At 39.1% G+C, this 20867-nt stretch carries 21 protein-coding genes; 11 read left to right on the top strand and 10 right to left on the bottom strand.

Annotated features, from left to right (window positions below):
* Positions 1 to 139 precede the first annotated feature (139 nt).
* The 4 genes from RCP16_RS04365 (at position 140) to RCP16_RS04350 (ending at position 5739) form a co-directional block, all read left to right on the top strand.
* Positions 140 to 964, top strand: a complete 825-nt coding sequence (locus RCP16_RS04365; protein ID WP_308641741.1) for an AraC family transcriptional regulator — start codon at positions 140 to 142, stop codon at positions 962 to 964.
* A 165-nt stretch (positions 965 to 1129) separates the two neighbouring features.
* A complete protein-coding gene (locus RCP16_RS04360) occupies positions 1130 to 2110 on the top strand; it encodes a LacI family DNA-binding transcriptional regulator (protein WP_308641740.1) in 981 nt (326 codons plus the stop codon).
* A gap of 105 nt (positions 2111 to 2215) precedes the next feature.
* Positions 2216 to 3706, top strand: a complete 1491-nt coding sequence (locus tag RCP16_RS04355; RefSeq protein WP_308641739.1) for a glycoside hydrolase family 32 protein — start codon at positions 2216 to 2218, stop codon at positions 3704 to 3706.
* A gap of 2 nt (positions 3707 to 3708) precedes the next feature.
* Positions 3709 to 5739, top strand: coding sequence for a sucrose-specific PTS transporter subunit IIBC (locus RCP16_RS04350; RefSeq protein ID WP_308641738.1), 2031 nt, complete (start codon positions 3709 to 3711; stop codon positions 5737 to 5739).
* 84 nt (positions 5740 to 5823) lie between these two features.
* On the opposite strand, the gene RCP16_RS04345 is transcribed toward RCP16_RS04350, so the two are convergent.
* The 3 genes from RCP16_RS04345 to RCP16_RS04335 all read right to left on the bottom strand — a co-directional run bounded on the left by RCP16_RS04345 (position 5824) and on the right by RCP16_RS04335 (position 7678).
* Positions 5824 to 6084 carry an AbrB/MazE/SpoVT family DNA-binding domain-containing protein gene (locus tag RCP16_RS04345; RefSeq protein ID WP_069329070.1) on the bottom strand — a complete coding sequence of 87 codons (261 nt, stop codon included), beginning with the start codon at positions 6082 to 6084 and terminating at the stop codon, positions 5824 to 5826.
* A gap of 223 nt (positions 6085 to 6307) precedes the next feature.
* A complete protein-coding gene (yxiS, locus tag RCP16_RS04340) occupies positions 6308 to 6682 on the bottom strand; it encodes a protein YxiS (protein WP_069329069.1) in 375 nt (124 codons plus the stop codon).
* A 33-nt stretch (positions 6683 to 6715) separates the two neighbouring features.
* Positions 6716 to 7678, bottom strand: a complete 963-nt coding sequence (locus RCP16_RS04335) for a Gfo/Idh/MocA family protein (protein ID WP_069329068.1) — start codon at positions 7676 to 7678, stop codon at positions 6716 to 6718.
* Between the two features lie 333 nt (positions 7679 to 8011).
* Between RCP16_RS04335 and RCP16_RS04330 the strand changes: the two genes are divergently transcribed.
* From RCP16_RS04330 to RCP16_RS04320, 3 genes are all read left to right on the top strand, one after another.
* A complete protein-coding gene (locus tag RCP16_RS04330) occupies positions 8012 to 8410 on the top strand; it encodes a LysM peptidoglycan-binding domain-containing protein (RefSeq protein ID WP_137220692.1) in 399 nt (132 codons plus the stop codon).
* A gap of 243 nt (positions 8411 to 8653) precedes the next feature.
* Complete coding sequence (msrA, locus tag RCP16_RS04325) at positions 8654 to 9619, top strand: peptide-methionine (S)-S-oxide reductase MsrA (protein WP_069329066.1); 966 nt, start codon at positions 8654 to 8656, stop codon at positions 9617 to 9619.
* A gap of 181 nt (positions 9620 to 9800) precedes the next feature.
* Entirely contained in the window at positions 9801 to 9980 is a 180-nt protein-coding gene (locus RCP16_RS04320; RefSeq protein WP_137220693.1) for a DUF2188 domain-containing protein, read from the top strand.
* Between the two features lie 191 nt (positions 9981 to 10171).
* Here RCP16_RS04320 and RCP16_RS04315 read toward each other — a convergent pair whose 3' ends face one another.
* Entirely contained in the window at positions 10172 to 10816 is a 645-nt protein-coding gene (locus RCP16_RS04315; RefSeq protein ID WP_069329064.1) for an SDR family oxidoreductase, read from the bottom strand.
* Positions 10817 to 11036: 220 nt separating this feature from the next.
* Positions 11037 to 11405 (bottom strand): transcriptional activator HxlR, encoded by a 369-nt coding sequence (gene hxlR / locus RCP16_RS04310; protein WP_069329063.1) that lies wholly within the window; start codon positions 11403 to 11405, stop codon positions 11037 to 11039.
* 282 nt (positions 11406 to 11687) lie between these two features.
* Here hxlR and hxlA point away from each other — a divergent pair, with 282 nt between their 5' ends.
* The 3 genes from hxlA (at position 11688) to RCP16_RS04295 (ending at position 14090) form a co-directional block, all read left to right on the top strand.
* Positions 11688 to 12320 (top strand): 3-hexulose-6-phosphate synthase, encoded by a 633-nt coding sequence (gene hxlA / locus RCP16_RS04305; protein ID WP_069329062.1) that lies wholly within the window; start codon positions 11688 to 11690, stop codon positions 12318 to 12320.
* A gap of 4 nt (positions 12321 to 12324) precedes the next feature.
* The gene (gene hxlB / locus RCP16_RS04300; protein WP_069329061.1) at positions 12325 to 12897 is read left to right on the top strand and encodes a 6-phospho-3-hexuloisomerase; all 573 of its coding nucleotides are present in this window, start codon (positions 12325 to 12327) and stop codon (positions 12895 to 12897) included.
* Between the two features lie 176 nt (positions 12898 to 13073).
* Positions 13074 to 14090, top strand: coding sequence for an LLM class flavin-dependent oxidoreductase (locus RCP16_RS04295; RefSeq protein WP_308641737.1), 1017 nt, complete (start codon positions 13074 to 13076; stop codon positions 14088 to 14090).
* A gap of 121 nt (positions 14091 to 14211) precedes the next feature.
* On the opposite strand, the gene RCP16_RS04290 is transcribed toward RCP16_RS04295, so the two are convergent.
* Positions 14212 to 14769 (bottom strand): RNA 2'-phosphotransferase, encoded by a 558-nt coding sequence (locus RCP16_RS04290; RefSeq protein ID WP_308641736.1) that lies wholly within the window; start codon positions 14767 to 14769, stop codon positions 14212 to 14214.
* Between the two features lie 122 nt (positions 14770 to 14891).
* Here RCP16_RS04290 and RCP16_RS04285 point away from each other — a divergent pair, with 122 nt between their 5' ends.
* Positions 14892 to 16094 (top strand): MFS transporter, encoded by a 1203-nt coding sequence (locus RCP16_RS04285; protein ID WP_069329058.1) that lies wholly within the window; start codon positions 14892 to 14894, stop codon positions 16092 to 16094.
* Positions 16095 to 16144: 50 nt separating this feature from the next.
* Here the strand turns inward: RCP16_RS04285 and RCP16_RS04280 are convergent, their stop codons facing one another.
* From RCP16_RS04280 to RCP16_RS04265, 4 genes are all read right to left on the bottom strand, one after another.
* Positions 16145 to 16876 (bottom strand): YitT family protein, encoded by a 732-nt coding sequence (locus RCP16_RS04280; protein ID WP_069329057.1) that lies wholly within the window; start codon positions 16874 to 16876, stop codon positions 16145 to 16147.
* A 366-nt stretch (positions 16877 to 17242) separates the two neighbouring features.
* Complete coding sequence (locus RCP16_RS04275) at positions 17243 to 18190, bottom strand: serine/threonine protein kinase (protein ID WP_069329056.1); 948 nt, start codon at positions 18188 to 18190, stop codon at positions 17243 to 17245.
* 311 nt (positions 18191 to 18501) lie between these two features.
* Positions 18502 to 19089 carry a HEAT repeat domain-containing protein gene (locus RCP16_RS04270; protein ID WP_308641735.1) on the bottom strand — a complete coding sequence of 196 codons (588 nt, stop codon included), beginning with the start codon at positions 19087 to 19089 and terminating at the stop codon, positions 18502 to 18504.
* Positions 19090 to 19414: 325 nt separating this feature from the next.
* Positions 19415 to 20758, bottom strand: coding sequence for an L-lactate MFS transporter (locus tag RCP16_RS04265; RefSeq protein WP_137220697.1), 1344 nt, complete (start codon positions 20756 to 20758; stop codon positions 19415 to 19417).
* Positions 20759 to 20867: the final 109 nt, after the last annotated feature.

Genomic DNA, 20867 nt, shown 5'->3' with positions numbered 1-20867 from the left:
TTGTTTATTGTACGATCATGATGATTTATAAGCTCGTTACAATAGTATTACTATTTCGTGTCAATTAAAATGAATAATATGATTAAAACATGAACTATTTGGTCAAATTTTAAATTTGTTGCTGAAAAGAGGATTTTTAATGGAATTAACTGGAGATATTTGCAAAGTTTACACCGCAGGTTATTCGTTTCATCGAAAACCTTTTTATATGAATGAGCCCGAAGGTGTCAAAAGTTACTTATTCCGTTTTCAAACTGAAGGCAATTGCTTGCTTCGTTACAAAGGCGGTATGGACGAAGTGGAAGTAGGCGATCTCCATCTATATGCTCCAGACGAGCCGTATGAATTGAAAATCGATTATACGCCGAACGCAGCAGGTCTACCGATAGTAGAAAGCGGAGATTACCATATCTTTTTCGGAGGAGAATGGGCTGATCGATGGTGGAATCATACCGAACGCCCGGCTAAAGTAAAAATTCCGCTTAGCGATAATATCGTGGATCTATTACGACAGATCTCGATGGAAAAAAGAAGAATCGATGATCCTTATCCTGAGATTTTATCTTATTATATGAAAATTCTATGCTTATCAATCGATCGGTATTTATCAGAACAACCGATCAGTGGTCCCAAAACGTATCTAGCTTATCAAATTAAAAACTATATCGAAGAAAATGCATCGACTGCTTTTAAATTAGACGATGTAGCTATGTATGTGGGGATTAGTGTCTCTAGAGCTGTTCATTTGTTTAAAGAAGCTTTTGATACCACGATTATGCAGTATGCGCTTGATGTTCGTCTCAATATGGCACAAGAGCGAATTGTCTTCAGTCCGATGCCGTTAGAGGAAGTGGCTGAATCTTCAGGATTTGCCAATTATACGTATTTCCATCGTGTATTCCGTTCTCGCTTTGGCATGTCACCCAAAGAATTCCGTATTTCCAAACGTGAACATATCACTTAAATTAGTCTTCAATTGGCTGATAACGCTTAGGGTAGATAATCAATGACAGAGAGATTCTTTGATCTAAAGAATCTCTCTTTTTTCATGTATAATAAACAGAATATAACTATAGCAAATATAAGTAGATATACGATCATTTTTGATCTTTATAAGGAGTATATAACTATGAAAACGATTATTGATATCGCTCAAGCTGCTGGTGTTGCCAAAAGTACTGTTTCTCGGTACCTCAATGGCGGCTCGGTGAGTGAAGAAACCAAAGAAAAAATCGAACGCATTATTAAACAACATCAGTATGTACCGAATACATTTGCTCGAAGCTTAAAAGCGAAAAAAACAAGTATTATCGGCATTATTGTACCGCGACTGGATTCTTTTGCTGTTTCTCAGATGTTAATGGGCATCGATGATACATTACGTCAAGAGCAGTACCAGATGCTACTAGCTAATGCTAATCAAGAAACCACGCGTGAGATTGAAGCTATTTATGAATTTTCTCGGCAAAAGATTTCAGGCTTACTATTTATGGCGGCTCAAATCACAGATGAACATCGTCAAGCGATAGCCAAATGCAATATTCCTGTTGTCTTGATTGGTCAAGATGATAAACAGCTACATAGTGTTATTCATGATGATCGTCAAGCTGGTTATCTACTAGGCAAATATGTACTGTCCAAAGGGCATCGTCAGATCGCTTATCTAGGGGTCACTGAACAAGATGATGCAGTAGGTATTCAGCGTAAACTTGGCTTTCAACAAGCTCTTCAGGAGTATACAGATTATGATATTCGTTATTACGAATCAGGATTTCGTATGGATCAAGCGGTCATTGCAGCCCATCATCTACTTGATCAGTGGACTCCTTCTATTGTGGTTGCAGCAACCGATAATATAGCTATTGGTGTATTCAAAGCCGCACTTTCTAGACAGATTGATATTCCGACTGACTTATCAGTGACCGGATTCGGTGGATACGATATCACTGAGCTTATGCATCCTGCTTTGACTACCGTCAAATTTCATTACAAAGAAGCCGGGCAACTCGCAGCAACTAACCTGATTCAAATGATTCAAGGGCAATCTGTACAAAACACATCCATTTCAACATGCGAACTACTTGTCAGAGAAAGCGTTGACAATCGCTAAATACCGACTTATAATACATTGGAACCGGTTCCGATGTATTTTTTTGATCTAATTTGGAACCGGTTCCGTAAAAAGAATATGATGAATAAGTATGGAGAACACACTATGAAAATGAACAGAACTCAGTTATACCGTAAGCTTCATGAAGCAGAGACTGGCGAATGGGAAGCCTTAAAGCAATTAGCCGATCAGAGTCCGTGGCGACAAGCTTTTCATATTCAACCTGAAGCAGGGTTACTAAATGATCCTAATGGATTTTCTTTTTTTAATGGAGAATATCATCTTTTCTATCAATGGTTCCCACTAGGCACACAACATGGTATCAAATACTGGTATCATACTTCTTCTACTGATCTGGTGCATTGGAATAATAAAGGGATCGGTATAGCTCCAGATACGATATATGATTCTCATGGTGCCTATTCTGGAAGCGCTATAGAAAAAGACAATCTACTGTATCTAATGTATACCGGTAATACGCGTAACACAGATTGGAAGCGTTATCCATTTCAATGTATAGCGACTATGGATCAACAAGGTGTGATCACCAAGCTCCCTCCTGTTATCGACAAAGTACCTGCTGGGTATACCGATCATTTCCGTGATCCTAAAGTCTGGCAAGATGGAGAATATTATTACTGTGTCATTGGAGCACAGCGGATCGATCAGACAGGATGTGCAGTTCTTTATCAATCACCTGATCTACAAGAATGGACTTTTCAAGGGGAGTTAAATACGGCGTTACCTTCATTTGGCTATATGTGGGAGTGTCCGGATTACTTTGAATTGGATCAGCAAGGTGTATTTTTATTTTCTCCGCAAGGGTTAGCAACCATCGGAGATCAGTTTCAGAATATTTATCAGTCCGGTTATATGATCGGTACTCCGCTCGATCTGAATACGCGACAGTTTGATCATGGAGAGTTTTATGAGTTAGATCATGGATTCGATTTCTATGCTCCACAGACTACACTTGCTCCCGATGGACGCAGACTGCTCGTCGGTTGGCTTGGAATGCCAGAGATCGACTATCCTACAGATACTCAAGGATGGGCACACTGTCTCACGTTGCCACGTGAATTATCAATTGAAGATGGTCAGCTTAGACAGCGTCCAGTTGCAGAACTGAGTCAGCTACGTGGACAACAGTCTCATGTACATCGCACTGTTCATCATCATCGTGATCTGATTTCTTCTATAGAAGGTATTCATTACGAAATGCTTATTCAGATCAGTGATATTCAAGCTGATAAAGTAGGGATCGAAGTACGAGTCGGCACAGATGAAAAAACAGTTCTGTATTACGAACCTGCACTTGAAAAACTAACGTTAGATCGCACCTTGTCCGGTCAATCCCTTGCACTGGAGTATGGAACGACTCGAAGCTGTAGTTTACCGCTAGAAGAAGGAATAGTAACGCTACATTTATTTATGGATACTTCTTCGATTGAAGTTTTTGTCAATGATGGTCGTAACGTATTCACTTCACGCATCTTTCCACAATTGAACAGTACAGGATTTGCTTTATTTGCAGAACATGGGAGTGCTTGTTTTGATGTTACACAATGGGATTTGATCGATAAGGGGGAACAGTAATCATGTCTGAAAATCAAAAAATTGCTCAACAGGTGATCGAAGCTGTCGGAGGTAAAGATAATATTGCATCTTTTGCTCATTGTGCAACCCGCTTGCGGATTATGGTACATAACGAAGAGCTGATTGATCAGGAGCGCACTGAAAATATTGATAAAGTTAAAGGTGCTTTTTTCAACTCCGGACAGTACCAGATTATTTTCGGTACAGGTACAGTTAATCGTATTTTTGAAGAAGTTGAGAAATTAGGTGTCGAAAGTACTTCCAAAGACGATATTAAAAGTCAAAGTAAAAATGCCGGCAACTTTTTCCAACGTTCTATTCGTACATTTGGCGATGTGTTCGTTCCTATTATTCCGGTTCTTGTCGCTACCGGTTTATTTATGGGATTACGAGGATTATTAACACAACCTCAGATCCTAGCTTTATTCGGCATTACACCTGATCATATTCCAGCTAACTTTCTTTTATTTACACAAGTTTTAACTGATACTGCATTTGCCTTTTTACCTGCACTTGTTGCCTGGTCTGCTTTCAGGGTGTTCGGCGGAAGTCCTGTATTAGGGATTGTACTTGGTCTTATGCTCGTCAACCCTGCTCTACCTAATGCTTATTCGGTCGCCGATGGGTCTGCTCATCCATTAACGATGTTTGGATTTATTCCTGTTGTCGGTTATCAAGGTTCTGTTTTACCGGCATTTGTCATCGGTCTGATTGGAGCCAAATTAGAAAAAGCTTTACGTAAGCGGATTCCTGAAGCAATTGATCTAATCTTAACTCCATTCCTGACATTACTGATTATGATTACACTTGGGCTGTTCGCAATCGGTCCTATTTTCCACTCACTGGAATCTGTTGTTTTGAATGCTACGATCTATGTATTGGATATGCCTTATGGAATTGCAGGGCTATTAATCGGTTCTTTACATCAAATTATTGTAGTTACAGGTGTGCATCACATTTTCAACTTCTTGGAGATTCAATTGTTAGAAAGAACAGGAGTTAACCCATTTAACGCTATTATCACCTGTGCGATGGCGGCTCAAGGTGGAGCTTGTCTAGCTGTAGGTCTCAAAACCAAAGACAATAAACTCAAAGCATTAGCTCTTCCTTCTTCGTTCTCTGCTTTTCTAGGAATTACAGAGCCTGCGATTTTTGGAGTGAACTTACGATATATGAAGCCATTTATTATGGGATTGATCGGTGGCGGCGTAGGTGGATTTATGGCTTCTTTGTTCCATTTAGCAGGAACAGGTATGGCAATTACAGTGATTCCAGGAACATTGCTGTATTTGAATAGCCAACTTCCACTTTATATTTTGTGTAATGTAGTAGCGATTGCAATAGCCTTTACGTTAACATGGTTATTTGGTTATAAAGACAAAGTAGTCACAGCATCTACAGCAACAGTATCAGGAACTGCTTCCGGTTCTACGCCTACTGCTGTACAAGAAGTACATTCTACTTCTTCTGTTGAATCTGTGTCATCTGCTTCTAATGATAATCAAACAGCTACATCTTCGCACTCTAATCAAGTAAATACTTCTGCTACAAGCACTAAGGTGTTAGATATAATCGCTCCTATCAGCGGTACATTGGTTCATCTCGAAAATGTACCTGACCCTGCTTTTGCAGGCAAGCATATGGGTGAAGGAATTGCGATTCAACCGGATGAAGGCAAGCTATATGCTCCGTTCGATGGAACAGTCGCCCATGTGATGGATAAGAGTAAGCATGCGATTATTCTTGAGCACAGTAGTGGTGTACAATTATTAATTCATATTGGACTGGATACGGTTTCTTTGAAAGGACAAGGATTCACCCTTCATATACAATCCGGGGATACCATTCAAGCAGGACAATTATTGATCGAATTCGATACTGCTATGATTCAATCTTCAGGTCTATCTATTATTACACCTGTGATTGTGCCAGACGGGATCGAACATATTCAGAATATTCAACCTGCTGAACTTCAGCAAGTACGTGCTAATCACGATTCTATTATGCAAGTCAGCTATACTATTCATTCATAAAAATCAAAAAAGAAACCTGATTCTACGCATATACAAATGTTGCGTAGGATCAGGTTTCATATTATTTATAGCCAAAGTTGAATCTTAACGTTGAGTACGGTAAGCTTCCATCAACTCTTCAATAGCATTACGGCTAATCATTTTACCTTTGAAATAGATCAAGTCTTCTGAATCGCCTGTGAAGATGCAAGAAGGCTCATATTTTTTCAAAATAATGCGATCACTATCGACAAAAATCTCCAAACCGTCTTTTACATCGATATTCATGACACGACGCAATTCGATAGGAATAACGACCCGTCCCAATTCATCTACTTTTCTTACAATACCAGTTGCTTTCATCATGTTATTTCTCCTCCAATTATATATTTATATAACCCCTATATGACACTATTATATATCATTCTACAATTTTCTACATTTTTTTCAAATCGTAATAGTTATTATTAAATCATATTAAGTGTCATATGCCAAGTTAAAATTTAAAAATTTGCAAAAAATAAATAAAAGCTTCTGCTATTTCCTTTAATTTTCAGGAAATAACAAAAGCTTTGTACACATGGGTATTCTACTCTTTTTCTGTTTCTTGGGAAGCAAGTCGGCGCTCTGTTGAGGCTCTTGTCTCTATCGCTTCACTAATTACTAACGCTAAATCTTCATTTCCATACATCGACAACACACCAAATAATGTGTCATCAGGAATATCGCCTGCTTCTTCTTTAGGAACGGTAAGATTAATCCCTTGTTGCAGACGTGGATTGTCCACTTGATCAGGATAAGCCGTCTGATATAATTCTTTGGCATCGAATCCACGATTCACACACCACTGAGCGAATACCAGAATCATCATATCTTCATCTTGACGATAACTCTGTACAATCTGCTCTTCTCGTAATTTCTGTTGCTCTTTACTTGTTAAATTGTCGTAATCATAATCATCCATCTTATTGCATCCTTTCTATATTGACGATTTCTTTTACAAATCTGATGTTAATCGGTCTGCTAAAATATGTGATTCTAATACCAAGTCTGCACGTATACTGCATTGTTCAGGTGTCGATAAGCGATCTAGAAAATGATCAACCACGCCCATAAACCCGCGCCGTTCCCATATCGTTTCCCAGCTTCCAAATTGTTGATGCTGAGGTAACATATCTTTTTCATATAAATAAGCGCTATCCATATTCATCACTTCTGCAGAACGCCCGCCGCCGTGCAAAATCAATCGTTCCATATCGATCCCTGCACTGCGTGCCATCGTATAGCTCCCATAACGCCCGTTCCCTAACGAAAGCATTCCCGAAGCATGAAGCATAGGGCCATTGCCGTTCCCTTGCTGACGAAGCTGATGCGCCATTACAGCATAAGTGTCATTACCCAACCACATTAATAAATCCAACATATGAATCAGATCATCATAGACCGTTTCTTTGGCAGGTAAACTTTGGAGACGGGTACGATGTTTGACCACTTCACATAATTCGAAACCACCTGCTTCTGCCAGCCAGGCATAAGCATTCATATATAATGGAGCAAACCGACGATTAAAACCTACAGCTAGCAATAGATCTTTCTGCTCTGCTGTTGCAGTCATATGACGGGCTTCTTCAATTTCGTAAGACAATGGCTTATCTACATATACAGGCAATCCGTAACTTAGACATTTCATTACAATATCATAATGAGTGAATGTAGGGCTATGTACAAATACAGCATCTAATTCCCATTTTTCAATATCTTCGACTCTAGTACTCCCCTGTGTTAAGCGAAAAGTATCCATCGTCTGACGCACAGTCTGCTGAGAATGGCTGACTACACCGACTACTTCTATATCTACACGATTGATAAGTAATGGTAAATATACTTTACGAGCAATATCCCCTATACCGATCAAAGCAATCCGTTTACGCTTACCACTTTTGTGATCGTGTTGTTTCATACTATAGATTCTCCTTTGATCATAAGTATAGATATTATGGTTACATCTTATTCTACTATAGAGGTAACCGATCGAATATAAAAGTCACTTTATTTTATCTTTATTGGATTTATATTGAAATTTCATATGGTTTTAAGCTATCACTCATGTGAATTTAATCGCAAAGCTTATAATAAGAGTATACAACACGATAAGCAAACCATTTAAAAATAACATCAAGAAAATATACACAATCTATTGCAATTGTCGAATGATGGTGGTATATTTATATCATAAAGTTACTAAATGAAAGTAAGTTATAAAAAATTATGTAATTACAGAGGAGAAATTAATATGAAATCCACATTTAAAAAAGTTTTATTGTCTACTGCTTTAGCTACTAGCTTGGGTGCTGTTGCTTTGGTTGCACCACTAGGAGCAAGTCAAGTATCCGCTGCTGCAGATACAAGTAATCACCAAAAAGCAAAAGATAAAGCAGAACAACGTGCAGATAACTTAGCTTACCAAACAGCAGTTTCAAAACAAGTAGAAGCTATGTTCGGAACAGCTAACACAACAACTGAAGAAACAACTCCAGCTGTAACACCTGCTAAAACAGCAACAACTGTGATTGTTCCTCAAGGTGCTAGCTTGACTGAAATCGCTGCTCAATACGGTGTCACTGTAGATGAATTGATTGCTGCTAACAATCTTTTGCCTGCTGGATACCAATTGACTATTCCGCAAAAATAAGAATTATCCATCTGATCGGCCAAACGGATAATTAATAACAATTAAAATATAACCACCAACCGCTCACATGGCTACATGTCGGCGGTTTTTTCTCCCTGTATTTATAAATAGATATCATCCAAATCAACAGTTTTTACGTACCTAATGTTTGAATGCACTGTTTTTTTGGGTTTTATATAGTGTAAGATATTATATATGATTTAAATTTTAATTATTTATTTAAAGAAATGGAGTGAACGATAAATGAGCAACTCACAATATGAAAAGGCTACTTTTGCAGGCGGATGTTTCTGGTGCATGGTATCTCCTTTTGAAGAACTACCAGGCATCATCAGTATTCGCTCCGGTTATACAGGTGGACACACCGAAAATCCTACGTACAAAGAAGTATGTACTGAAACAACAGGTCATGCTGAAGCTGTACAAATCGTATACGATCCAGCTATTTTCCCTTATACCAAATTGTTAGAATTGTACTGGCAACAAATAGATCCTACCGATGAAGGTGGACAATTCTACGATCGTGGGTCTTCTTACCGCACAACGATCTATTATCACACAGAAGAACAACGGGAGTTAGCAGAAATCTCCAAACAAGAAGTAGCTGCTAGTGGTCGCTTTGATAAGCCGATCGTCACACCGATCGAACCAGCTCAAACATTTTATGAAGCTGAAGAATATCATCAAGATTATCACAAAAAAAATACAGGTCATTACAAACGCTATCGTAAAGGTTCCGGTCGAGATGCTTTTATCAACGAGCATTGGTCTACCAAACTTGATAAAAGTGATCTAAAAAATAAATTATCCGAAATCCAATATCATGTTACACAAAAAAATGGTACAGAACCTGCTTTTAAAAATGAGTTCTGGGATCATCATGGCGAAGGTATCTATGTCGATATCGTATCAGGCGAGCCATTGTTCAGTTCACTAGACAAATTCGATTCCGGTTGCGGATGGCCAAGCTTTAGCCGTCCAATTCGTGATTATCAAGTCAAAGAAAATATGGATTTGAGCCACTTTATGGTTCGTACCGAAGTACGTAGTCGTGAAGCTGATTCTCATCTAGGTCATTTATTTGACGATGGTCCGGGACCGAATGGTCTACGTTATTGTATTAACTCGGCAGCTCTACGCTTTGTTCCAAAAGAAGATTTGGAAGCTGAAGGATATAGCGAATACAAAGCGATGTTCCAAGAAGCTTAAGTTTAATAGATGAATAGCTAAAGGCTCTTACCTCTAAGGTGAGAGCCTTTTTGTTTGATCATAGTACCGTTTCGTCTGATCTGAAAAGGGTAAAATGAATACATAGCATCTTTTTTTCGATGCAAACATGTTTATGGAGCATGTGATTACGTATTCTATCTTATCTAAAGGAGTGTTTATAATGCCGTGGACTAACGGAGATTATCCCCCATCTATGAAAAATTTAGATACTCGTGTACGTCATAAAGCGATTGAGATTGCCAATGCTTTACTTGATGAAGGTTATGAAGAAGGTCGAGCGATCGCTATTGCTACTGCCAAAGCTGAAGAATGGGATAAAGATCATCCTAAATCAGATTAAAACAATCTTAATACTACCTAACGAGGGATAATGAGTATGAATATTCATTATCCCCCGTTTTTTTGTAGAAAACGTTTTTTTAATCGATCATAAATAGAAATAATGAAAAAGCACAGACTATATAAGCCTGTGCTTTTTTGTTGCTTTGATATGATAATAAATTCAGCTGTTTACTTCAATATAATATTCTTTTATACAGATTGAATCGCTTGCTCAACTGTATCGTCACCGGATACAAGATCAAACGAACGGCGGTACGTACTGGACTGGTCTAAAATGCTAGCAATCACTGAAGCAACATCTTCGCGTGGAATACTACCTTTTTCTCCTAAATGTTCAACCAGTTTAACTTTACCTGTACCTGCATCATTCAATAGTCCACCCGGACGAATAATCGTGTAATCCAGTGAACTCGCTTCTAACATTTTATCCGCATAATGTTTGGCTACATAATAGGTTTTCATATCATCTGGCCATTGTGTACGATCTTCTGCATATAATGCACTGACTAGAATAAAGCGTGAAATCCCTGCTTTTTCCGCAGCTTCCATACTCTTGACAGCTCCATCCAGATCAATCAGTAACGTTTTGTCTGCACCTGTACTTCCACCAGATCCTGCTGCAAAAACAACTGCATCTGCTCCTTGAAGTACTTTGGTCAGATCCTCTACCGATCCTTCAAGATCAGCAAGTACAGCTTGTGCACCTACTTTTTCTAATGCTTCTGCTTGTTCAGGCTTGCGAATAACAGCACTGACTTTATGTTGATTTGCTGCTAATTGAGTAGTTAAGATTTTACCAATCTGTCCATTAGCTCCAATAATTGCGATATTCATTGTTATTGTCCTCCTATAGGCAAAAAAGATTCGGTCTTTACTATGTATACCCCAATTACACACTATTTATTCTATATCGCTTTAAATTGTCCTCACAGAAGTCATATGCTAACGATCATATACACTTTTTACATATAGCAAAAAGCGAGCATACACGGTCATTAACTACCGATCTCTGCTCGCTTTTATTGTACTGACTTATATTTATTCAGTTTATAAATTAATTCCATGAAGCAGGCTTGATCTCCACAGGTTCGATCTCTGCCACATCCATATAATGTTTGCCCCAGTTATACATCGCATCCAAAATTGGCATCAATGTTTCACCCATTTCAGTTAACGAATATTCTACTTTAGGCGGAACAACAGGATAGACTTCACGATGAACAATCAAGTCTTCTTCCAGTTCACGCAATTGACTGACTAACATCCGTTGAGTGATTCCAGGAATCAAAGCTTTGAGTTCGCCGAATCGTTTTGTACCGCTTTTGCCCAGATGCCATAAGATTAACATCTTCCATTTTCCCCCGATGACCGATAGAGTTAATTCTTTCTCACAATTAAATATACGTTCACGCATGATTGAGATTCCTCCAATTGGGATAATAACATATGCTCTAGTATAGTCTGCTACACAGTTCTATTTTCTTTATGATCTCTCTATTATAGCTAAAAAAGTGCTGACAGTATACTTTTAGACACTATGTAATTAAAAAGTGCGTACTTACGGAAATAGCACCTTTTGATTTATACTAGCAATACGTCGATGATGGCTATCCACTTTGTGTGGAATAATGATCTGATCATTAGGAGTCATCATTGAACGATAGGTAGAACGAACGCAACATACAACTAGGAGGAATTATATATTATGGAACTTCAATTAGCGTTAGACTTGGTTAACATCCCTGAAGGTATTGCTCTTGTAAAAGAAGTAGCACCTTTTATTGATATCGTAGAAATTGGTACACCGATCGTAATTAACGAAGGTCTTCATGCAGTTAAAGCTATGAAAGAAGCTTTCCCTCACTTGAAAGTATTAGCTGACCTTAAAATTATGGATGCAGGCGGTTATGAAGTAATGAAAGCTTCTGAAGCTGGTGCAGACATCGTAACTGTTCTAGGCGCAAGTAATGACCTTACAATCAAAGGTTGTGTAGACGAAGCTAAAAAACAAGGTAGCAAAGTATTGGTTGATATGATCAATGTTAAAGATATCGCAACTCGTGCTAAAGAATTAGACGCACTAGGCGTAGACTATATCTGTGTACACACAGGTTATGATGGTCAAGCAGCAGGTCAAAATCCATTTGAAGACTTAGCTACAATCAAAAGTGTAGTTAAAAACTCTAAAACTGCTATCGCTGGTGGTATCAAATTAGAAACATTGCCAGAAGCAATCAAAGCTAACCCTGATCTAATCATCGTTGGTGGCGGAATTACAGGTCAAGACGATAAAGCTGGCGTAGCTTCTAAAATCCGCGACTTGATCACTCAAGGGTAATACGATGAGTAACCAAGCAGGAATCTCCAAACATTTCGACCGTATTATTCAAGAATTAGAACGTACACTTGCGGCTATTCCTGAAGTCGAAGCAGAAGCACTGGTACAACAGATTTTGTCAGCACGCCAAGTCTTTGTAGCTGGTGCAGGACGCTCCGGTCTTATGGCAAAAGCATTGGCTATGCGCTTAATGCAATTGGGACTGAAAGCTTATGTGGTTGGTGAGACGGTTACTCCGCGTGCTGGAAAAGGTGATCTGCTGATTATCGCTTCCGGTTCAGGAGAAACACAAGGTCTCGTGTTGATGGCTGAAAAAGCACAACAAGCTGAAGTAACGATTGCCGCAGTGACGATTTTTCCTGAATCAACGATCGGTCAGAAATCTGCATTAACGGTCAAATTGCCTGGTTCTCCTAAAGATCCTGCTGATCATAATCAATATGAGACGGTTCAACCGATGGGTTCATTGTTTGAACAGACTGTATTATTATTTTTCGATGGATTAATGCTTCGCTTAATGGAGCATCGTGGTGGCGACTCCGCGGCCATGTTTAGCAATCATGCTAATTTAGAATAGAACAATGTAAATATACTCTTTATTTGATGTCTTTAATCCACAGAAGGATCCCCTCCTTTTGTGGATTTTTTGTGTGCGATGGGACAAGACAGACTATTTAGGTTACACTATTAAAGTAACGTAGTATTGAAAAGTTACAATGATCATACTTTAATCCTACACAGAGGTGACTATATATGTTGAAATTAGGCGTACTGGATCAATCCCATATTAACGAAGGCGAAGATGCCAAAGATGCTCTAGCCAACACATTAAAATTAGCGCAAGAAGCAGATCGTTTAGGCTTTTCAAGATTCTGGATGTCAGAACATCATGCGTCTCCAAGTCTGGCTCATTCAAGCCCTGAAGTATTAATCGCTCATGTAGCCGCCCTGACTTCACGGATTCGTGTTGGTTCAGGTGGTATTATGCTTCCTCACTATAGTGCTTACAAAGTAGCTGAAAATTTTCGTCTACTTGAAGCTCTGTACCCTAATCGTATTGATCTGGGTGTAGGTCGTGCTCCTGGAGGTATGCCTTTAGCTACACGTGCTCTTCAAGAAGGCAAATTCCCTTCTATGCATGCATCAGATCGTTATCCTCAACAGATTGTTGATTTGATTGCTTATCTGAATGATGCTTTGCCAGCAGATCATCGCTTTCCTGGATTGATTGCTGAACCAAGTATTGAGACTGCTCCTGAATTATGGTTACTCGGTTCTAGTGGCGGAACAGCTGATCTAGCGGCGATGACAGGTGCTTCTTATGCTTTTGCTCAGTTTTTTGGAACAGTAGGTGGAGAAGATGCTGTAGCTCATTACAAAGAAAGCTTCAAACCATCACTCATGTCTTCTATACCCAAGTCATTAGCAGCAATCACGGTGTCTTGTGCAGAGACAGAAGAAGAAGCAGAATATCATATGCGTAGTAATGATCTCTATTTCTTGATGTTGCGTGAAAATCGTCCGATGCCTTATCTCCCTTCTGCCAAAACAGCAGCAGAATATCCGTATACCAATTCTGAAATCGCACATATTCAAGATACTCGTCGTTTTCGTGTAGTGGGTACACCTGATCAAGTAAAAGAAAAAATGCTTCAGTTTGCCAAAGATTTTCAGACTGACGAATTGCTCGTCGTATCTGCTATCCACAATACGGAAGCTCGATTAAAATCATATCGTTTACTAGCAGAAGCGTTTGAACTACAAGCTTAAGTCTTTTCGACGATCTAATAGATTACAACTTAAAATGATAAAGGGAGCGATGTATGATCGCTCCCCTTTTCTTTGACTTTTATGACGTAGATTGAATTGACTTATCCCTACATCTATATGATTAGCCCTTAGCTACACGTGTAAGACAATACGCAGGAATGGGACCAGACAACCAGACTTCATGACCTGCAAAATAAAACGTTACACCTTCTGCAATCGCTTGAACCGTATCTACTTGTAAAAGCACTAATGATCCTCTACGCTTCCCTGCTAATTCTGCAAAATGTGTACTGGCTGATAAATGGACATACTGACGATTCATAGGCAAAAGACCTTGCTGCTCTATTGCTGTTACTGCTTGTTCATGAGTGCCATGATATAGGATCACTGGTGGTGTTCCTTGTTCGTATTGAACTTGGGTATGGCTATGCCCATATCTTGCTTTGATCCGATTATCGTTGATTTCAAAACGCTGTTTGTCTGATTGTTCAACAACCTGACGAATATCGGCTTCTGTAATATCGCTCCATCCTTTTTGCTCACGTAACACATGTACTAATTCTTCTAAAGGACAAGAACCATCACGAGCATCAAGTACAATGCCGTATTGCTCAGGCGTATGTCGCAAAATCAAACTCATATATTTACTTAATTGCACCTCTTGTTTGGCTGTTAACATTAGAAAGCTCCTTTAAGTGGGATTTGAGTACATCTATACTCACTTTGAATTTTAAATGTTACTATGTACATACAGAAAATATAGAGAAAAAATAGCACATTTCAGAAAATAGGAGAGAATGTATGCAACCATCTGTTACGCAAGAACAAGTTTCACCGCAAAATGATCGTTTCCCGGCAGCACTATTCTGTCTCACTGCTGGTGCTTTTGCGATCGGCATGACTGAATTTGTGATCATGGGTTTACTGCCTAATGTAGCCAGTGATCTTCAAGTCACTATTCCACAAGCAGGTCAACTCATTACCAGCTATGCACTTGGAGTGGCTGTAGGCGCTCCTGTACTGACGGTATTAACGCATCGCATTCCGCAGAAACAATTGCTCTGTCTGCTTATGATTATTTTTATACTGGGTAATGCACTTGCTGTCATCGCTCCAAACTATAGTCTGTTAATGGCTTCGCGTCTAGTTACTGCATTAGCACACGGTACTTTTCTGGGAGCAAGTTCATTGATAGCTGCACGATTGGTACGACCGGAAAAACGAGCCAGTGCCGTCTCCATGGTTCTCGCTGGACTTACCATTGCTAATATTATCGGCGTTCCTTTCGGTACCTTTATCGGACAATATTTAGGCTGGCGTGCTTCTTTCGGTGCGATAACGATTATGGGAATGATTTCGCTAGTCGGTATCTTTTTCTTAATTCCAAAGATCGAGCAATCAGGGCCTTCTAGCCTTGCCAAAGAATTCCGTAGTCTGATCAATCCGCAAGTTCTGCTTATTTTATTCACCGGTGCTTTTGGCTGTGGAAGTATGTTTACTGTATTTACCTACATTACGCCTCTACTCACTGACGTGAGCGGATTCCAAGAACATAGTGTCACATGGATTCTAGTGATGTTTGGTGTAGGTGTAACATTAGGTAATATTATAGGCGGTAAGCTAGCCGATTGGAAGTTAATGCCTTCATTGATCGTAACATTTACCATTCTAGTGATCTTGCTGGTTATTCTATCTACTGTTCTTCACAATCAGATCTTAACGCTTCTATTCGTATTTCTCTGGGGTGCAGCGGCCTTTGGTATCATGCCAGGTATTCAGATTCGTATTATGAATCTAGCCCATGAAGCGCCAAGACTTGCAGCCACTTCCAGTCACTCTGCATTGAATTTGGGTAATGCAGGTGGCGCTTTTCTCGGTGGCGTTGTTATTACCCATCTCGGCTTACCTTACGTTCCACTGATTGGTGGCGCTGTTGCTGTAGTCGGTATTTTAGGATCTATCCTTAGTTATTATTTGGTTGAAAAAAGAGCACTTGTCAAATAAATAGCAAAAAGCCGTTCAATGATCGTTAAGATCTACTGAACGGCTTTTATTTATACTTTGATGCTCTTATTATTGATTTGTAGTGACTGTGGAGTAGATGCTATAGGTTTTACAGCTGCTTTACTCACAGATACAGCTAATGTGGAAGTGCGCTTAATCGGTAGTACATAACGTATTTGCCAAGATGTTGTCATTGTCCATGTGATCACTTTACCAGCAATCCATACTGCAAGAACAGTATACATTGTTTCTTTAAGCGGTAAATAGAACAAACAGATCAATAACACAATCGCATCACTTGCAAAAAATACATTACCGATCTTCCAGCCACTCCAATCACTGATTAATTTGGACAACACATCATCGCCTCCGGTCGCCCCACCATATCGTAGAACGATTCCTGCTCCTAGACCGGTTAACAACCCAGATAAGACTGCGGCTGCTAGCAGGTTACCGTGCAGGTCCACCACAAACAACGATAATTGCTCAAATAATGAGTAAAATAGTGAAAACGATAGTGCTCCAATCAGTGTAAATAACATGAATCTGCGACCTTTCAACCACCATGCAAGTAATATCACTGGAATATCCAACAACAAGGCTGTCCAAGCTGGTGACCATCCAAATGCATATTTACCTAATAGGGCTAAGCCGACAAATCCGCCTTCTGACAATTGATTCTGAACATTAATGTGATAATAAGCAAACGCTAAAATCAAAGTTCCAAGCAGTATTATGGCAATCTGCCTTAATACTGTTTTATCCATTTGTTTTCTCCTCATACAAGCTCCCTCTATTTCTCGTAAGTTTGATCGATATCGACCGACTCCTACGTGAGGCAAACTTGGAGGACTTTGTCCTTCGCATACATGATTCCCTCTTCCGTTAGAGTTGGTCTATAGTGACTTGTTCTCTACGGAAGAGCTAAGTATAAGAGAGATCATAACGTTTCCAAACCGTCCTTTGGGGAAGTATCCTTCGGGGACCCATGGTATCCTGATCCTTTCGTTAATAGATTCTAAAGCTAAATTTATTATACCACAAGAAGCTTAATGCTAAACAGCTTGCTTGTGTAAAAGATTTTCTAAGATTGTATATTCCATGTAAAAAAAGCCTACACATTAAAAAGATGTAGGCTTTAAAGATATTTACTTTTTGATCGTTGATTTGTGATCATTTGCTAGTTTCTTTTTACCATTCATCAAAATAAATTTGCGTTCCCACAGTCGTTCAGCACGCATAGCGACTTTGAACCATTTGAGAGAAGCACAACGTTTCTGTGCAGAGACTGCCAATCCCCAATGAATTACTCTTGTTAAAATAGGAGATACTTTGTTCATATCACGCAATGGCTCTAATGTATCATGGAATAGACGCTTAGGTACATCAATCGGTGCTTTACCCTGACAGCAGAAATACAATGTAGCAGCCAAACTATAAATATCCGATACCGGTCCTTGTACCGAGCGACCTGAATAAAATTCAATCGGTGAATATCCTGCTGTCGTCAGAATCGTATGCGTTCGTTCTTGATAACGCACAGCCGAACCAAAATCAAGCAACTTGGTCTGTCCATCTTCTCCAATCAGAATATTACTTGGTCTCACATCACGATGAATATAACCAAGACTATGTATGTATTCCAATGCCCGAATAACAGGAACCAGTCGTTCTACCAGAAAATCATTGGTTACTTCTGTAGGATGTTCTTCCATAAATTGATCCAATGTGATGCCTTTGCAATATTCAGTGACAAGATAAGCTGTACCATTTTCTTCAAAATATTGTACATAGCGAATAATACCTTGATGATTGATCTGACTCAATATTTCAGCTTCAGAACGAAATGTTTCCAACATTTCTCTATATTTAGAACCCAGACCAGGTTCATGACAATCAATATGCCGACGATCCTTTTTACGTTGTACCAATGCACTTGGAAAAAATTCTTTGATTACATGAAGTGTACCCTGTTCTATATGTCTGGCTACATAGACGATAGATAATTCACTAACCGATAATGTCCGGCGAATCTGATATGTATTCGCAAGTGTATGGTTTCGGGCAAGGGCCGGATTGACTATTATTTTATTCATTCTACACCCCTTCGCACCTTCCCACAGCATAGCGGTTCCCCATGTATATTACGCCCTGCCGGTGAAGAATATGGATAACAGTCATTGATTATGGCTGTCTACACAAATATTTTAGCATGAAACTTGACAATTGTGAGCAATTTCTCTGACAAATTTCATTAATTTCAGCAAATGTTCTGCTTTTTTCTTAATATCGCAGAACATTTGCTGTTTTTCCCACTACTTTTCGGATTTATTTATAGTATCTCCCATTTCATGAAGGTTATCAACGTTACTCGATAATACTTCAATTGAGCTACGACTCATGCGTATTAAGCACGTTCTGAGATCCAATCGCTTTCTCGCATAATCCGTAAAGCACTCTCAGCTATTTCGGCTACTCTGGAATCAGGATCATGTGTAGCAGTATAGACTAACATATCCTCAAACTCTCGCCAGCCGATAAAACTTGTAGCAAATACGGCGGATTGACGTACACGTACATCGGGATCACGAAGATATAATTGGAAAATGTCTAACACTTCAGATGAAGCTTCATCATACGAAGCAATACCCAAACGACAAATCGCATCGATTCGATCATCAACATGTTGATCATGTAGACAACGATATTGAATATCTTTGCTTGAATACACCATACCACTTTGATATAAATGATACGCTAATTGCCGATGATCTGGGCCTGATAATAATAAATAAGGAATACTGGTCGATTGATCATTAATAAGATGTACCAAAGTCGACTGATCATCCATAACAAATGTGAAATATTCAGACGTCTGTTGCTCCTTTGTTTTCTGTGTTCCTTCTAAAGTAGATAAACATTGCAATTTTGATAGCGCTTCCAATATATCAAAAAAACGTAACTTAGGTTTCGTGCACAAACGAATATCATTCATACGAATACCTCCTCCTTTAATCTTGGGATAGAGTTAGTCTTACTTAAGTTATAACGATATATGGATATAAACGAATCATTATAGTAAAAATTGTAAGAAAAAGTAATCATACAAGTTACATATTGAGGCGAAATAATATTTAAAAATCAAAAATCGGTATGATTGTTCGAAGATTACTTAACACTTATAGAACCTATAGAAAAAGCGTCTCTTAGTGGATAAGAGGCGCTTTTAGATTTTACAATGATTGATCAATATGACATATATGATTATTTGTATTTCCATAATCATATCTACATCTTACAAGTACAATAGAGTATGCCTATTAACTACGTGCTGTATGCGGTTTGGCACTCCATTTTTTCTCGTCTGCGGTTTGTTTTTCTTCGGTTGCACCAGCAACTGGAGGTTTGATCCACAATGCAATCAAGAAGGAGACGATACATAACATGCCGATAACGATAAAGGTTGGTTTGAATCCACCCATCCATGCTGCGATAAATGAACCTGCTAATGCACCAATACCAAATCCTTGATAGACAATACCATAGTTTTTGCTGTGATTTTTGAGTCCAAAGAAATCACTCACAATCGCAGGGAATACGGTAATATTACCACCGAAGCAGAATGCAATCGCTGCAACAGCTGCGAAGAAGATACTGTATGTTAATGGGATAAAGCTTAGAACCGCAACTGCTGCTGCTGTCACCATAAATGTACCGCAGATCACTTTCATGCGTCCTACTTTATCAGACAATGCTCCCAAAATAATACGTCCTGCTGTATTGAAAATAGCGATCATAGCAACCGCATTAGCTGCTGTAGCCAAATCCAAACCTGCTAATTGAACACCGATATCTTTGACAATTCCGATTAAGTACAATCCACTCATACATGCGGTAAAGAACATAATAAACAGTAAGTATACTTGTTTGGTTTTGAGCATTTCTTTAACTGTATAATCATGAACAACTACTGTTGCTGTTGGTTTGATAGAAGATGGTTGGCTATCACCTACGCGTTGTTGTGCTGCTTTTGCTTGTGGAGCTGGTGCCCCGGATACATTTGCTTCACGAATAAAGCGTGAACCAATAACGATCATTAGTAGCACAATAATGCCCCAGTACAAGAATGTTGCTGATACACCTACAGAACCGATAAAAGCACCATTGATATATTTGAAAATGAGACTGCCTGTTCCATATGCTCCTACAGATATTCCGGAGATTAACCCTTTACGTTCCGGGAACCATTTGATCAAGTTAGATAGCGATGTAATATACGCTGTACCATCTGCAAATCCAACAATCACCCCTGCTAACATATACAGTAAAGGTAATGAAGAGACTTGCGAACTAAGCATTAAGCCTACACCGAGTACAATACCCGCGATACCAATCAGACGACGGATACCCCATTTTTCTTGTAATTTCCCTGCAAATAAAGTGGAAAAAGCTAAAGCAAAACTGGTAATCGAAAACGTAATCGCTACTGAACTGAGACCCCAACCGAATTTATCAACAAGAGGCTGGTTAAAAAGACTCCATGTATAAATCGTCCCCAGACCCATTTGTACAATAATTGTACCGAGTGCAATCAACCAACGATTGACTGGAGGTTTAGTGGTTTGTAATTGAGCTGTACTGGCTTGATTGGATACGTTTTTCATGATCGATGTTCCTTTCCGTAAGGACCGCAAATTGTAGTGTTATATGGTTCGGAGAATTCTCTGTTTCCTATGACCAAATTATAACCCTACCTTTGATGTAACATTCCCA

This window comes from Paenibacillus nuruki, from assembly GCF_963311185.1.
Lineage (GTDB): Bacteria > Bacillota > Bacilli > Paenibacillales > Paenibacillaceae > Saccharibacillus > Saccharibacillus nuruki.
The sequence above is the reverse complement of the archived record's forward strand: the minus strand, read 5'-3'. Positions and strand labels throughout refer to the sequence as shown.

Coding starts and splice junctions, on each gene's coding strand:
- RCP16_RS04350 (WP_308641738.1), top strand. CDS start 3,709: ATGTCTGAAAATCAAAAAATTGCTCAACAGGTGATCGAAGCTGTCGGA.
- RCP16_RS04275 (WP_069329056.1), bottom strand. CDS start 18,190: ATGAATAAAATAATAGTCAATCCGGCCCTTGCCCGAAACCATACACTT.
- RCP16_RS04280 (WP_069329057.1), bottom strand. CDS start 16,876: ATGAGGAGAAAACAAATGGATAAAACAGTATTAAGGCAGATTGCCATA.
- RCP16_RS04330 (WP_137220692.1), top strand. CDS start 8,012: ATGAAATCCACATTTAAAAAAGTTTTATTGTCTACTGCTTTAGCTACT.
- RCP16_RS04315 (WP_069329064.1), bottom strand. CDS start 10,816: ATGAATATCGCAATTATTGGAGCTAATGGACAGATTGGTAAAATCTTA.
- hxlB (WP_069329061.1), top strand. CDS start 12,325: ATGAGTAACCAAGCAGGAATCTCCAAACATTTCGACCGTATTATTCAA.
- RCP16_RS04270 (WP_308641735.1), bottom strand. CDS start 19,089: ATGAATGATATTCGTTTGTGCACGAAACCTAAGTTACGTTTTTTTGAT.
- msrA (WP_069329066.1), top strand. CDS start 8,654: ATGAGCAACTCACAATATGAAAAGGCTACTTTTGCAGGCGGATGTTTC.
- RCP16_RS04345 (WP_069329070.1), bottom strand. CDS start 6,084: ATGATGAAAGCAACTGGTATTGTAAGAAAAGTAGATGAATTGGGACGG.
- RCP16_RS04265 (WP_137220697.1), bottom strand. CDS start 20,758: ATGAAAAACGTATCCAATCAAGCCAGTACAGCTCAATTACAAACCACT.
- RCP16_RS04290 (WP_308641736.1), bottom strand. CDS start 14,769: ATGTTAACAGCCAAACAAGAGGTGCAATTAAGTAAATATATGAGTTTG.
- RCP16_RS04320 (WP_137220693.1), top strand. CDS start 9,801: ATGCCGTGGACTAACGGAGATTATCCCCCATCTATGAAAAATTTAGAT.
- RCP16_RS04335 (WP_069329068.1), bottom strand. CDS start 7,678: ATGAAACAACACGATCACAAAAGTGGTAAGCGTAAACGGATTGCTTTG.
- RCP16_RS04360 (WP_308641740.1), top strand. CDS start 1,130: ATGAAAACGATTATTGATATCGCTCAAGCTGCTGGTGTTGCCAAAAGT.
- RCP16_RS04285 (WP_069329058.1), top strand. CDS start 14,892: ATGCAACCATCTGTTACGCAAGAACAAGTTTCACCGCAAAATGATCGT.
- hxlA (WP_069329062.1), top strand. CDS start 11,688: ATGGAACTTCAATTAGCGTTAGACTTGGTTAACATCCCTGAAGGTATT.
- RCP16_RS04365 (WP_308641741.1), top strand. CDS start 140: ATGGAATTAACTGGAGATATTTGCAAAGTTTACACCGCAGGTTATTCG.
- yxiS (WP_069329069.1), bottom strand. CDS start 6,682: ATGGATGATTATGATTACGACAATTTAACAAGTAAAGAGCAACAGAAA.
- RCP16_RS04295 (WP_308641737.1), top strand. CDS start 13,074: ATGTTGAAATTAGGCGTACTGGATCAATCCCATATTAACGAAGGCGAA.
- RCP16_RS04355 (WP_308641739.1), top strand. CDS start 2,216: ATGAAAATGAACAGAACTCAGTTATACCGTAAGCTTCATGAAGCAGAG.